We start from the raw sequence: 15216 nt of genomic DNA, 5'->3' as shown, positions 1-15216 counted from the left end.
TAGATATTAATCAGAATTAAGATTCAATATTTAACCAATCAGTATGGAATACACCTTCTTTATCGATTCGTTTATAAGTGTGCGCACCAAAATAATCTCGTTGAGCTTGAATCAAATTAGCCGGTAATACTGCTGAACGATAACTATCATAATATGCGATTGCAGCCGACAGTGTAGGAACAGCGATACCATGTGAAACAGCTAAACAAATTACATCACGCAATGATTGTTGATAAGCTTCAACGGTTTTAGAAAAATATGGCGCTAAAAGTAAGTTATCAATATTATTATTTTCATTATAAGCATCAGTAATTTTTTGTAAAAATTGTGCCCGAATAATACAACCTGCTCTAAAAATCTTAGCGATTTCACCATAATTTAATTGCCAATTATAATGTTCTGATGCAGCTTTTAATTGCGCAAACCCTTGTGCATAAGAGATAATTTTCCCCATATAAAGCGCTTTACGAACTTTTTCAATTAATACTTGCTTATCTCCTGTAAATGCCTCTTTACTAGGCCCTTTTAGTACTTTTGACGCAGCAACACGTTGATCCTTAATCGCTGAAATATAACGTGCAAATACCGATTCAGTAATTAAAGATAATGGTTCGCCTAAATCTAATGCGCTTTGGCTTGTCCATTTGCCAGTACCTTTATTACCTGCCGCATCCAGAATCTTATCAACCAAATAATCGCCATTTTCATCTTTATGTTTAAAAATATCTGCCGTAATTTCGGTTAAATAACTATCTAACTCACCTTTATTCCAATCAGAAAAAACGTCAGAAAGTTCATCATTAGTTAATCCACCTACATGTTTTAAGACACTATAGCTTTCAGCGATTAATTGCATATCACCATATTCAATGCCGTTGTGAGCCATTTTAACATAATGTCCGGCTCCATCAGGACCTATATAAGCTACACAAGGTTCCCCATTTGCTTTTGCAGCAATTTTTTCTAAAATTGGTGCAACAAGTTCATAAGCTTCTTTTTGACCGCCAGGCATAATTGATGGCCCTTTTAATGCGCCTTCTTCTCCACCAGAGACACCTGTCCCAATAAAATTAAAGCCTTCATCGGATAACATTTTATTACGACGAATTGTATCCTCAAAATAAGCATTACCACCATCAATAATAATATCACCTTTATCTAACAAGGGTCTGAGTTCATCAATGACAGCATCAGTACCTTTACCTGCTTGCACCATAATTAGGATACGGCGAGGTTTTTCCAAAGAATTAACAAAATCTTCAATACTATAATAAGGAACCAATCGTTTATCAGAATGTTCAGCTATAACCTCTTCTGTTTTATCTCGAGAGCGATTGTAAATTGATACTGAAAATCCGCGACTTTCAATATTCAGTGCTAGGTTTCGCCCCATAACGGCCATTCCGATGACACCGATTTGTTGTTTAGACATAATTTGGCTCCTCTACTTTACTTGATTTAATCTTTATAACCTTACAAGATTTGATATTACTGCGCTAACACAATTATTTAGTCGCAATTAGATTACATTCTGCCATAAAAAAAGCCGTATCAATACTTAATACGGCTTTTTTTCATAACTTTAATTAAATTGCTTTAAACAAAGCAAATTATGAGCGTTTCATCATTTCAAAAAACTCGTCATTAGTTTTAGTCATGGCAAGTTTGTCGATTAAGAATTCCATTGCGTCAATTTCGCCCATTGGATTGAGAATTTTACGTAAAATCCACATTTTTTGTAATTCGTCAGGAGAAGTCATTAAATCTTCTTTACGAGTACCTGAACGGTTAAAGTCAATAGCAGGAAATACGCGGCGTTCAGCAATTTTACGCGATAAATGTACTTCCATATTACCAGTACCTTTAAACTCTTCGTAAATAACTTCATCCATTTTAGAACCGGTATCAATTAGAGCAGTCGCTATAATTGTTAAACTACCACCTTCTTCCACATTACGAGCTGCACCAAAAAAGCGCTTAGGACGATGTAAGGCATTAGCATCAACACCACCTGTTAATACTTTGCCTGATGATGGGATAACAGTATTGTATGCACGCGCTAAACGAGTAATTGAGTCTAATAAAATAATGACATCTTTTTTGTGCTCGACCAAACGTTTTGCACGTTCAATTACCATTTCGGCAACTTGAACATGTCTTGCCGCTGGTTCATCAAACGTAGAAGCAACAACTTCACCTTTAACTAGGCGTTGCATTTCAGTCACTTCTTCTGGTCGCTCATCGATCATTAAAACAACTAATTCACACTCAGGGTGATTAACCGCTAAACTTTGAGCAATGTTTTGTAGTAACATGGTTTTACCCGCTTTAGGTGGCGCAACAATCAAACCACGTTGACCTTTACCAATTGGAGAGGCTAAATCAAGTACTCTTGCGGTAATATCTTCGGTTGAGCCATTGCCTCGTTCCATACGTAAGCGAGAGTTTGGGTGTAGAGGAGTTAAATTTTCAAAAAGGATCTTATTGCGAGCGTCTTCGGGTTTATCGTGGTTAACTTCATTTACTTTTAATAAAGCAAAATAACGCTCACCTTCTTTTGGCGGTCTAATTTTACCAGCTATAGTATCACCTGTTCGTAAATTAAAGCGCCTAATTTGACTTGGTGAAACATATATATCATCAGGCCCTGCTAAATAAGAACTATCAGCAGAACGCAAAAAGCCAAAGCCATCTTGCAAAATCTCGAGAACACCGTCGCCAAAAATATCTTCACCACTTTTAGCGTGCTGTTTTAAGATTGCAAAGATAATATCTTGTTTTCTAAGACGGGCAAGATTTTCAAGCCCCATTTTTTTCTCACCAAGCGCTACAAGCTCGGCGACAGAAGTGTTTTTTAATTCAGTTAAATTCATAGTTTTAAAAATTCTTGAGGATAAAATTGATATGTTTGCAATTACTGCTTTTGTTGTATATTTCTTTCATTTACTTATAAAAATTTCTCTTTCAAGCAATGTGTAAAATTAATTATTACTTAGCTTTTGATGATAATTACGCGATTGGATATTGAATTTACACCACTTTATCAAGAAAAACAATGGATTGCTGAAAGGGGTTTCTGTAAGATTTCAAGCAATTTACACTAAAATTATAGGGATGTCTATATTTTTGATTATATTTTATAGAAATAAAAATAATAAGCGCCATCATAAACGCTTATTACTAATATTCATTGAACAAATTAAAGTTGTGGGTCGATAAATGCTTTAAGCTGTGCTTTTGACAAGGCACCTACTTGAGTAGCTACTACTTGACCATTTTTAAAAATTAACAATGTTGGAATACCACGAATACCAAATTTTGGCGCTATACTCGGATTTTGTTCTACGTTTAATTTAGCAATAATAATTTTATCACCATATTCTTGCGCGATTTCCTCTAAAATAGGGGCAACCATTTTACAAGGTCCACACCATTCAGCCCAAAAATCAACTAATACAGGTTTTGTTGATTCGTTAATCGTATTATCAAATGTAGCTTCAGAAAGTGAAACAATGCTATGACTCATTTAATTATCTCCTAAGGAATTTATCTGAAATTATATTAGGATATTTTCATATCTACTGCTAGTAATTATTATAATAGGATATAATTATTAGTGAAGTTGTTATATTTAGTATGTTACAATTGCCAAATTCTGATAATTATACTTTAAACAATAATGATTCAATCATATCTTACAAAAACAACTTTCAATCAATTTCCCCTGCATCCATTAGTTATAAAAGCATTGGAGAAAAAAGGTTTCGTTTACTGTACCCCAATTCAAGAACAAACATTACCATTAACCTCAAAAGGAATTGACATTGCAGGACAAGGACAAACTGGTACGGGTAAAACGATTGCGTTTTTGGCTTCAACATTTAATCATTTATTGAATAATGATCCATTAGGCGATCATAAGCCGAATCAACCACGAGCTATCATTATTGCGCCAACGCGTGAATTAGTAGTACAAATTTATCATGATGCGCTACCTCTTTCAGAAGAAACTGGTATTAAATTAGGATTAGCTTATGGTGGTGATGGTTATGATAAACAATTAAAAATGTTGTCTTCTGGTGTTGATATATTAATTGCTACCACTGGTCGACTAATTGATTATGCAAAACAAGATTATATTAACTTAGAGGCAATTCAGGTCGCCGTTCTTGATGAAGCAGATCGTATGTTTGATTTAGGTTTTATCCGTGATATTCGTTGGATATTTAAACATATGACATCACCTAAAAAACGCCTCACTATGTTATTTTCAGCAACTTTAACCCATAATGTTCGTGAACTTGCTTTTGAATATATGAATGAACCACAATATATTGAAGTTGAACCAGAACAAAAAATTGGTCATAGGATTAAAGAAGAACTATTTTTCCCATCAAATGAGGATAAATTAGCTTTACTACAAACTTTAATTGAAGAAGAATGGCCTGACCGCTGTATTATATTTGCAAATACTAAAGTTGCTTGTGAGAAAATTTGGCGCCATTTAGTGGCTGATGGTCATCGTGTCGGCTTATTGACAGGTGATATAGCACAAAAAAAACGTTTATCTATTCTTGATAAATTCACTCAAGGTGATCTTGATATATTAGTCGCAACCGATGTTGCTGCACGAGGTTTACATATTCCAAATGTAACCCACGTTTTTAATTATGATTTACCTGATGATTGTGATGATTATCGACATCGAATTGGTCGAACCGGCCGTGCAGGAGCTGAAGGTTATTCAATTTCATTAGCTTGTGAACGTTACTCTCAAAACCTACCAGCTATTGAAAAAGCAATTGATCACGCTATTCCGGTTAGTCAATATGATCCTCAAGCATTACTCACCGATCTACCTACGCCAAGACCTTTCAAAAGAACAACTCGTAGAAAGCCGTCATAATAAGCTAATAGCTAGCGAATTAATTTAATACCATCATTAAACCAATAAATTTAATGATGGTATTTAACTTAAAGGATAAACCGACAATTAATCGACATTTTGCTTGGTTTGCAAAAACTCCTGATAAGCTAACTCTATTTCTTTTTTCAAATCTTGAGATAATAATGCTACATGTTGGCCAGATAATGCGCCATATAATCCAAATAAAATATTAAGTGATAATTTCGGATTCTTATGTTTAATTCGGTAATAAGTTTCCAAGTAACCCTTTCTTTTAAAACTCTGAATATCGGTAATATCAACACTTATCATTAGTTTTTCTAATGATATTGTCATATTAGGTAACGCTTTTAAACGATTTTGAGTTTTTGCTAATTTTTCGCTTTGATCTTGTTTAGCATGCTCAATGACTATTTTTACAATATCATGTAACTGCTTACGGTCTGTCAGTAGGTTGTCACCGACTTTATAATAATCAAGTAATTTATTTGAACCTTCAAAAACCAAATTAAGAGGCTGCATTCCTAGTTCAATAAAAAGTGATCGATAATTAGGATGAGCTCTTAAATAAACATTTTTTTGATCAACCCACCCGAACATAGTTGACTCACTATTAAGACTAAATCCGCCAAAAAACGATCTTATCGAAACGTCTTTAAAGCCAGAAAACTCTTGTTTTATTTTTTCCGCTAATTTTCTACGCATAATAAGTTCCTTTTTAACTTACTCGTTTAAGTAATTTTAGTGAGTTATTTTTATGTTAAACTATAGCAATTACCTTGATATTTAAATAATTATTTATTATAAATTGATAAATATGGGATCTGTCTTCCATAAATGAACATTAATAATATTTATGCTTGATTAATTATATTTTTTTGTTCTAAAAAATTATGGCTTTTTTAATCGTTCAAATTTGCAGCATCTCTTAATATTTCTTTAAAAAAGAAAAGCTGTTTTTACATTGTTATTATGTTGTAATAATTATACAATCAATAGTAGTTAATTTAATGGTAGATATTTTTTTCAAGATGAATCAACATGTTTAAAAACGTTTTTATATTACTGTTTATGTTTTTTACATCAACCGCATCAGCCGACAAATTAGCTTTGATTGATGCATTAACATCTTGTAATCCTGATTTTTTTAAACATGTATATGAACACAAAGATGAGCTAAAAGATCACACTAACGTCAAAATTTTTAATCAAAATCAAGCTTATATTCCTGTTGAAAACCGTAGTGATACGACAAAAAACTTCGTCTATTTTCAAAGTCCAATCATATATAAAAATCTTAAGCTTATTGGTTACTATGATAGTGCTATGGATTTAAAAAAAATGGGTAAATATTATTTTTGGGGTTTTATTATCGAAAATGATATCCACCAGATCCGCGATAGCTTAGATTTTTTAGAATGGAAAAATATGGAAGATAACCTGCTGTATATTGCTAATCCAAAAATTCGAAGCATTAATGACGATATTCAAGTTTGGCATAAAAATACCGGCTCTGTTGTTGGTGTAAAAACAATTCCTGCACCTAATACAACTGAAAAGTTATTATTACTTGAAAAAGGCGATAATATGCACCTTCTGATTTGTTCAATTCAAGGCGTTATTACTAATAATCTAATTAAGCAAGAACGCCCTGATATTTATGCAGATATGATGCTAATTAAATAGCCGACTCATCCATTTCGCCAGTGCGAATACGGATCACCTGCTCAACGTTATAAACGAATATTTTACCATCACCAATTTTACCTGTTTGCGCTGTTTTCATAATAGTTTCAATACAGGTTTCTAAAATATCATCGGGTACCACAAGTTCAATTTTTACCTTAGGTAAAAAATCGACCATATATTCTGCACCACGATAAAGTTCAGTATGTCCTTTTTGACGACCAAAACCTTTCACTTCAGTCACGGTCATACCTGTAATACCTTGATCAGCAAGTGCTTCTCGAATATCATCTAATTTAAAAGGTTTGATAATTGCTTCAATTTTTTTCATATCTCTATTTACCCTTAATTCGAGATTACCAATTCTTAAATCCAAAAGCAGAAGTAATTGGATAGCGTCTGCCTTTGCCAAAGTTACGAGCAGTAATTTTCGGACCTACTGCTGATTGTCGCCTTTTATATTCGTTAATATCAACTAATTTAATAACACGTCTTATTGTTACTTCATCATAACCTTGTGCAACTAGTTGTTCAATCGAAAAATCCTGTTCTACATAACCCTTTAATATTCCATCTAAAATATCATAAGGTGGTAAGCTGTCTTCATCTTTTTGATCTGGAGCAAGTTCAGCCGATGGAGGACGAGTAATAACGCGTTCTGGAATAACATAAGAGCGACTATTTCGATATTTAGACAATGCAAATACCATAGTTTTAGGTACATCTTTAAGTACATCAAAACCACCCGCCATATCACCATAAAGTGTTGCATATCCGACAGACATTTCACTTTTATTACCTGTTGTTAATACGAGCCTACGACGTTTATTTGACAAAGCCATCAAAATAACACCTCGACAACGTGCTTGTAAGTTTTCTTCGGTAGTATCTTTTTCCGTACCTAAAAACATCGGTGTTAAAGAGGTCATGAAGGCATCAAACATCGGTTCAATTGAAATAATATCAAACTCAACCCCCAATATTTCCGCCTCTTCTTTTGCATCAGCGATACTAATATCAGCTGTATAGCGAAATGGCATCATAACAGCCTGTACTTTATCTTTACCTAATGCATCAACGGCAATAGCTAAAGTTAACGCTGAATCAATACCACCTGATAACCCTAATACCGCACCTTCAAAACCATTTTTAGTAATATAATCACGCGTTGCAAGTACTAGCGCATCATAAACAGCCGCTAATGGATCGCCATTAAGGCTAGGTATTGGTTTATGATTATCATTGAGCTGAAAAACAGAAATTTGCTCTTCAAATGAATTTAATCGCTGGACGATATCACCTTTTTCATTACAGACAAATGAACCACCATCAAAAACAAGCTCATCTTGGCCACCAATTTGATTCAAGTAAACAATTGGTAATCCGATTCTTATTGCATGTTTTTTAATAAGTTCTTGACGATAATGAGGTTTTTCATAGGCATACGGTGAAGCATTGATCGAAATAACTAAATCGGCACAGTTTGCTGCAATTCGATCAATGGGTTCACATTGCCAAAGATCTTCACAGATTAATAAGCCAACTTTTTTACCTTTAAAATCGACCACACAAGTTTGCTCACCAGCAGTAAAATAACGTTTTTCATCAAATACATCATAATTAGGTAATTGCTGTTTGTGATAACACGCTAATTGCTGTCCATCGAGAAATAGTGACAATGAGTTATATATCAAACCATCTTGCCAATGAGGATGACCAACAATTACTCCACATTGTTTACTAGCTTGTTTGATGGCCGATAACGCTTGTTGGCAACGATTTTTAAAGTCATCACGATAAATTAAATCTTCTGGAGGATAACCACAAATTGCAAGTTCAGAGAAAATAATAAGATCATGAGATGAATGGCTTTGCATCAATTCAATGATTTTCTGAGTATTACCTTCAATATCACCTACACACCAATTTTTTTGTGCTAATACGAAAGATAAGGACATATAAATTCAACATTACAGATAAAAATTGGCAGTAAGTTTAAATGATTCTAAGTTGCGCTGCCACTTTTTTATCGTTAACATGCAATATTAAATTGGCATAAACTTGTTTGGAAATAATTATGCAAAAGATCCTAGATGTAGCATTAGAAAATCGCAGTTATCCTATTACTATTGGTGAAAACTTACTTAGTCAATTCGAACATTTCAAACTATACGGCGGCCAGCGAGTACTTATTGCCACCAATGACACGATTGCCCCGCTTTATTTACAGCATTTGATAGATATGCTTGAGGCTCATGGGATAAAAACAGATTTTGTTATAGTCCCTGATGGCGAACAATATAAAACCATGGAAACATGGAATCAAATTCTAACCGCTCTACTTGCCAATAATCATACTCGAAATAGCATCCTTATAGCGCTAGGTGGCGGTGTTATTGGTGATGTTGCTGGTTTTGCTGCTTCTGCTTATCAACGAGGAATTAAATTTATACAAGTACCGACAACGTTATTATCACAAGTTGATTCATCCGTTGGAGGAAAAACAGCCATCAATCATCCTCTTGGTAAAAACATGATTGGTGCATTTTATCAGCCACAAGCTGTCGTTATTGATATTAATTGTCTTAAAACTCTACCACCACGAGAGCTTTCAGCCGGTTTAGCCGAAGTAATTAAATATGGCATCATTATGGATTCTGAGTTTTTTAATTGGTTAGAAACGCATATCGATGATCTACTTAATTTAGATGTAGATGCCTTGAGTTATTGTATTTATCACTGCTGTAAACTAAAAGCACAAGTCGTTGCCGCCGATGAAACAGAACAAGACATGCGTGCTATTTTGAATCTTGGTCATACTTATGGCCATGCTATTGAAGCGGAACTCGGCTATGGTAATTGGTTACATGGTGAAGCAGTTAGTGTTGGTATGTTAATGGCGGCACAAACAGCTAAATTGCTTGGTAAATTGACTGATAAAGATATTGAACGAATAAAAAATCTATTAATTAAAGCTAAACTACCAGTTAAAAGACCGGAACGAATGACAATTGAATCTTATATTCCACATATGCTACGAGATAAAAAAGTTCTTTCAGGACAAATTAGATTGGTCTTGCCAACTAAAATAGGTGCAGTTGAAGTCATTGATGTTGTTGATAAACAATTGATATTAGAAGCAATATCATCTATTTAAATTCTCATTTTTTCACATAACCGGCTATATTCAATATACGGATGCATGCAATTCTCTCACCGCATCCGTACATATTTATTTACATCCACTCAAGTTAAATTATTAATACCTGTAAATATTAGCTTACAAAACATTAATTAATCTAACAATAAGTTAATTTTTGATTTACTATTCCGTAATTTTGTGTTTACATATTGCTTGTTTATGTAATTAATATTTTACATATAAAAATATGAATAATTTTAACAAGGAAAACCAAATGTTAAAAGATACACTAAATAATGTTCGAATCAGAGATGAGCATATGTTAATCACGCCCGAAGAAATAAAAAACCTTTATCCATTATCATCTGAATTAGAAAATCAAATTGCTTCATCCCGACAAACCATTGTTGATATTTTAGAACGTCGAGATCACCGATTACTTATAGTTTGTGGTCCCTGTTCTATTCATGATCCTGATGCAGCTATTGAATATGCACATAAATTAAAAAAACTTTCTGATGAAGTGAAAGATAACTTATTTATTGTTATGCGAGTTTATTTTGAAAAACCAAGAACCACTGTTGGTTGGAAAGGTATGATTAATGACCCGCATATGGATAGCTCATTTGATATTGAACATGGCTTAAAAAAAGCACGTAAGTTGTTACTTGATATCACTAAGATTGGATTACCAATTGCGACAGAAGCGTTAGATCCAAACACTCCGCAATACATTGGTGATTTAATCAGCTGGTCAGCTATTGGAGCGAGAACAACTGAATCACAAACCCACCGAGAAATGGCTTCTGGACTATCAATGCCTGTTGGTTTCAAAAATGGCACAGATGGTAGCTTAGACGTAGCAATTAATGCAATGAAATCAGCTTCAATGGCACATCGATTTGTTGGAATTAACCAAAAAGGACAAGTTACAGTATTACAAACTTTAGGTAATCCACATGGTCACGTGATCCTAAGAGGTGGAAAAGCACCTAATTACGATGCCGAAAATGTTGCATTATGTGAACAACAAATGGATAAGGCTAAATTAGTCCCTAACTTAATGATAGATTGTAGTCATGCTAATTCCAATAAAGATTACCGCAATCAACCTATCGTTGCAGACTCGATTATTGAGCAAATTAAGCAAGGCAATAACTCGATTATTGGAGTAATGATAGAGAGTAATTTATTTGAAGGTAATCAATCATCTGAACAACCAAAAGAAAATTTCAAATATGGTGTATCTGTTACTGATGCTTGTATTAACTTTGAAACGACTGAGCAATTATTGCGAAGAATGAATAATGATTTAGCACAGCCGTTAAAGAGTAGAAAAAAGTAAACAGTTAAAGATAAAATTATCTTTATAAATCGCCGACTATTGTCGGCGATTTTTTTTACTAACTAAGTTGCTTACGAGCATTACGGAAAATTCGCATCCATGGGCTATCTTCACCCCAATTATCTGGATGCCACGAATTGGTTACCGTTCTAAATACTCGCTCTGGGTGCGGCATCATAATCGTTGCTCGACCATCACTTGAGGTTACTGCGGTAATACCATTTGGTGAACCATTTGGATTTGCCGGGTACTGCTCTGTCGCTTTACCAAAATGGTCAATATATCGAACTGCAACCAAGCCAGAAGCTTCTAAACGAGTCAAATGTTCTAAATCACGGGTTTCAACTTGACCTTCACCATGTGAAACCGCAATCGGCATATGCGAACCTGCCATATCGGTAAATAGTAATGACGGACTAGATTGAATTTGAACTAAACTAAAACGCGCCTCAAAACGTTCCGATATATTACGAACAAAGCGAGGCCATAACTCAGCACCTGGTATCAGTTCTTTTAAATTCGACATCATCTGGCAGCCATTACAAACACCTAACGATAAAGTATCATTGCGATGGAAGAATTGCTCAAATTCATGACGGACTTGTTCATTAAATAAAATCGACTTAGCCCAGCCTTCGCCTGCCCCTAATACATCACCATATGAAAAACCACCACAAGCAACTAACGTATTAAATTGATTCAAAGTCACTTGACCTGATAATAAATCAGTCATATGAACATCAATTGACTCAAAACCCGCTCGAGCAAATGCTGCTGCCATTTCAACATGTGAATTGACACCTTGTTCACGTAAAACTGCAACTTTAGGCTTCACCCCTTTGACTATGTAAGGTGCAGCAATATCTTGCTCAATATCAAAAGTAAGATGAACATTTAAGCCTGGATCATCATCATTTTGCTTAGCTTGGTGTTCTTGATCTGCACATTGTGGATTATCACGTAAGCGTTGCATTTGCCAAGTGGTTTCTGCCCACCATGTTCTTAATGTCAATCGCGATTCGCTATACACCACGGCGCTATTATTACGAATAATAAATTGCTGTCCTGTTTTAGCTGTTCCTAATGTATGAATCGCCTGAGATAATCCAAACTGCTTAAAGCATGTCATGACTTTTTCTAAATCACCATTACGAATTTGAATAACTGCGCCAAGTTCTTCATTAAATAGTGAGGCAATAACATCGCTACCAAGTGAATTAATATCAATATCTATACCACAATGTCCTGCAAATGCCATTTCTGCTAAGGTTACCAATAAACCACCATCAGAACGGTCGTGGTAAGCAAGTAAGGTATTTTGCACAACTAAACTTTGGATGGCCTGATAAAAAGCGGCTAATTCTTTAGCATCATGAACATCAGCTGTTCTTTGTCCTAGATGACGATAAACTTGTGCTAATGCTGTTGCTCCTAATGCTTGATGACCTTTAGATAAATCAATAAATAGTAATAGATTATCCTCATCTGTACAAAGTTGTGGGGTAACTGTTTTACGCACATCTTCAACTCGAGCAAATGCGGAAATCACCAATGATAACGGTGAAGTTACCGTTTTTTGTTCACCATCTTGTTGCCATGTTGTTTTCATTGACATAGAGTCTTTACCAACCGGAATAGCTAATCCTAAAGCAGGACATAACTCTTCACCAATGGCTTTAACGGCTTGATAAAGACCAGCATCTTCACCTGGATGACCAGCTGCAGCCATCCAGTTAGCTGAAAGCTTAATACGTTTAATGTCGCCAATATTTGTCGCAGCAATATTGGTAATTGCTTCACCAACCGCTAATCTAGCTGATGCAGCAAAATTAAGTAGAGCAACCGGGGCACGCTCCCCCATCGACATTGCTTCACCGTAATAACTGTCTAAACTTGCTGTTGTCACCGCGCAATCGGCAACCGGCACTTGCCAAGGTCCAACCATCTGATCACGAGCAACCATACCTGTTACCGAACGATCACCAATGGTAATTAAGAAAGTTTTTTCCGCCACAACTGGCAAATGTAATACTCGTTTCACCGCATCATATAAATTGATATCGGATGTTGAAAAATGATCCCCTTCTGCTTGGTTAGATTTAACATCTCGTAACATTTTAGGGGTTTTGCCCAATAACACATCTAACGGTAAATCTATCGGATTATTGTTGAAATGTTCATCATGTAACACGACCGCTTTATTTATTGTGGCTTCACCAATTACTGCATAAGGTGTACGTTCTCGTTTACAAAGTTCATCAAATAGCTCAAGACTTTGCGGATGAATCGCTAGTACATAACGCTCTTGAGATTCATTACACCAAATTTCTAACGGTGACATTCCGGGTTCATCACTTAATATTTTGCGTAATTCAAACTGACCACCACAGCCACCATCGCTAACCAATTCCGGCATAGCATTGGACAAACCACCAGCGCCCACATCATGAATAAATAAAATTGGGTTTTTATCACCAAGTTGCCAACAACGATCGATTACCTCTTGGCAACGACGCTCCATTTCTGGGTTATCACGTTGAACTGAAGCAAAATCAAGATCAGCATCTGATTGTCCTGATGTCATAGATGAGGCAGCACCACCACCTAGACCAATATTCATGGCAGGCCCACCCAAGACAATTAATTTTGAACCGATAGGAAATTCACCTTTTTGAATATGTTCACGACGAATATTGCCCATACCACCAGCTAACATAATCGGTTTGTGGTAACCTCTGACTTCATCACCATTATAACTGTTTACTTTCTCTTCATAAGTACGAAAATAACCAAGTAAAGCTGGACGACCAAATTCATTATTAAATGCCGCACCACCTAAGGGCCCATCCATCATAATGTCAAACGCACTAACAATTCGATCGGGTTTACCAAAATCTTGTTCCCAAGGTTGTTCAAAATTGGGAATTCGTAAGTTCGAAACAGAAAAACCTACTAATCCTGCTTTTGGTTTAGCTCCTTTTCCTGTCGCTCCTTCATCTCGTATCTCACCGCCACTACCGGTTGCCGCTCCCGGCCAAGGAGATATTGCCGTTGGGTGATTATGGGTTTCCACCTTCATTAAAATATCAGCATATTCCTGATGATAATCATAGCTTCGACTATCATAATCAGCAAAGAATCGTCCAACTTTCGAACCATCCATAACCGCGGCATTATCCTTATAAGCGGATGACACATAATCTGGCGTATGTTCAAAAGTATTTTTGATCATTTTAAATAATGATTTTGGTTGTTTTACACCATCAATAATCCAATCAGCATTAAATATTTTATGACGACAATGTTCAGAGTTTGCTTGACCAAACATATAAAGCTCAATGTCAGTTGGATTACGGTTTAATTTCTGAAAATTCTCAACTAAATAGTCAATTTCATCTGGTGCTAAAGCCAAACCTAATTTTAGATTAGCTTCCTCTAATGCTTGACGACCTTGTCCTAACAAATCAATAATTGTTACTGGTTTGGGTTGATCAGCCCTAAATAATTGTTCAGCTTGCTCAAAACTGCTTAAAACGGTCTCCATCATTCGGTCATGTATCAAGCCCAGAAAAGCATTTTTTTGACAATCAGTTAACGGAGAACTAGCTTGCACATAATAAGCAATACCTCGTTCTATTCGATGGATTTGTGATAATCCACAATTATGTGCAATATCAGTAGCTTTAGATGACCATGGCGAAATAGTACCTTCGCGTGGAGTAACTAAAAAGAGTATTTTACTGGTTTTATCTTCGACATCTATTTGTGCACTTTTAGGGCCATATTGTAACAACTTATCTAAGGTTAATTGTTGTTGAACAGTTAATTCAGCACTTAAATCAATAAAGTGAATGTATTGGGCTTCAATATTTGTTATAGGGATAGATTGTTCACGACAAGAGGATAAAATTTTATTAATACGAAATGCAGATAGAGCAGAAGAACCAGCTAAAATTTTCATGCTAAGAGTACTCTTTTTAAGCCAAAATAGGAAAAAAATAGAACAACATTATAAAATAAACTGACCAAAGAGGCTATCTTAAAAATCATAATATAATGTAATCAAAGAATTTTGAGGAAAGGGGTTTTTTAACGCTCAATTCGGCTTTTTATGATTATTTAAAACACTACAATTTT

At 35.1% G+C, this 15216-nt stretch carries 11 protein-coding genes; 4 read left to right on the top strand and 7 right to left on the bottom strand.

The window, feature by feature from the left end; translation table 11 throughout:
- Positions 1–16: 16 nt before the first annotated feature.
- The 3 genes from gndA to trxA all read right to left on the bottom strand — a co-directional run bounded on the left by gndA (position 17) and on the right by trxA (position 3526).
- A complete protein-coding gene (gene gndA / locus H3T56_RS06905) occupies positions 17–1432 on the bottom strand; it encodes an NADP-dependent phosphogluconate dehydrogenase (RefSeq protein WP_198192343.1) in 1416 nt (471 codons plus the stop codon).
- A gap of 178 nt (positions 1433–1610) precedes the next feature.
- Positions 1611–2873 (bottom strand): transcription termination factor Rho, encoded by a 1263-nt coding sequence (gene rho / locus H3T56_RS06900; RefSeq protein ID WP_065577819.1) that lies wholly within the window; start codon positions 2871–2873, stop codon positions 1611–1613.
- Positions 2874–3199: 326 nt separating this feature from the next.
- Positions 3200–3526, bottom strand: coding sequence for a thioredoxin TrxA (gene trxA / locus H3T56_RS06895; protein WP_065577820.1), 327 nt, complete (start codon positions 3524–3526; stop codon positions 3200–3202).
- Positions 3527–3679: 153 nt separating this feature from the next.
- On the opposite strand from trxA, the gene rhlB reads away from it, so the two are divergent.
- On the top strand, positions 3680–4906 hold the full coding sequence (gene rhlB, locus H3T56_RS06890) for an ATP-dependent RNA helicase RhlB (protein WP_065577821.1): 1227 nt from the start codon (positions 3680–3682) through the stop codon (positions 4904–4906).
- 87 nt (positions 4907–4993) lie between these two features.
- On the opposite strand, the gene H3T56_RS06885 is transcribed toward rhlB, so the two are convergent.
- On the bottom strand, positions 4994–5611 hold the full coding sequence (locus H3T56_RS06885; RefSeq protein WP_065651301.1) for a TfoX/Sxy family DNA transformation protein: 618 nt from the start codon (positions 5609–5611) through the stop codon (positions 4994–4996).
- Between the two features lie 336 nt (positions 5612–5947).
- On the opposite strand from H3T56_RS06885, the gene H3T56_RS06880 reads away from it, so the two are divergent.
- Positions 5948–6592, top strand: a complete 645-nt coding sequence (locus H3T56_RS06880) for a hypothetical protein (RefSeq protein WP_034903558.1) — start codon at positions 5948–5950, stop codon at positions 6590–6592.
- Here H3T56_RS06880 and glnB read toward each other — a convergent pair.
- Both glnB and H3T56_RS06870 read right to left on the bottom strand, forming a co-directional pair.
- Entirely contained in the window at positions 6585–6923 is a 339-nt protein-coding gene (gene glnB / locus H3T56_RS06875) for a nitrogen regulatory protein P-II (protein ID WP_065577823.1), read from the bottom strand. The two genes, H3T56_RS06880 and glnB, sit on opposite strands and share 8 nt — an antisense overlap.
- 25 nt (positions 6924–6948) lie before the next feature.
- Positions 6949–8556 carry an NAD+ synthase gene (locus H3T56_RS06870; RefSeq protein WP_370545529.1) on the bottom strand — a complete coding sequence of 536 codons (1608 nt, stop codon included), beginning with the start codon at positions 8554–8556 and terminating at the stop codon, positions 6949–6951.
- 113 nt (positions 8557–8669) lie between these two features.
- Between H3T56_RS06870 and aroB the strand changes: the two genes are divergently transcribed.
- Both aroB and H3T56_RS06860 read left to right on the top strand, forming a co-directional pair.
- Positions 8670–9749 (top strand): 3-dehydroquinate synthase, encoded by a 1080-nt coding sequence (aroB, locus tag H3T56_RS06865; protein WP_198192341.1) that lies wholly within the window; start codon positions 8670–8672, stop codon positions 9747–9749.
- A 259-nt stretch (positions 9750–10008) separates the two neighbouring features.
- Positions 10009–11079, top strand: a complete 1071-nt coding sequence (locus H3T56_RS06860; protein ID WP_065577826.1) for a 3-deoxy-7-phosphoheptulonate synthase — start codon at positions 10009–10011, stop codon at positions 11077–11079.
- A gap of 58 nt (positions 11080–11137) precedes the next feature.
- On the opposite strand, the gene purL is transcribed toward H3T56_RS06860, so the two are convergent.
- The gene (gene purL, locus H3T56_RS06855) at positions 11138–15040 is read right to left on the bottom strand and encodes a phosphoribosylformylglycinamidine synthase (RefSeq protein ID WP_198192340.1); all 3903 of its coding nucleotides are present in this window, start codon (positions 15038–15040) and stop codon (positions 11138–11140) included.
- Positions 15041–15216: the final 176 nt, after the last annotated feature.

Source organism: Gilliamella sp. W8123, assembly GCF_016101085.1.
GTDB classification, from domain to species: domain Bacteria; phylum Pseudomonadota; class Gammaproteobacteria; order Enterobacterales; family Orbaceae; genus Gilliamella; species Gilliamella apis.
The sequence above is the reverse complement of the archived record's forward strand: the minus strand, read 5'-3'. Positions and strand labels throughout refer to the sequence as shown.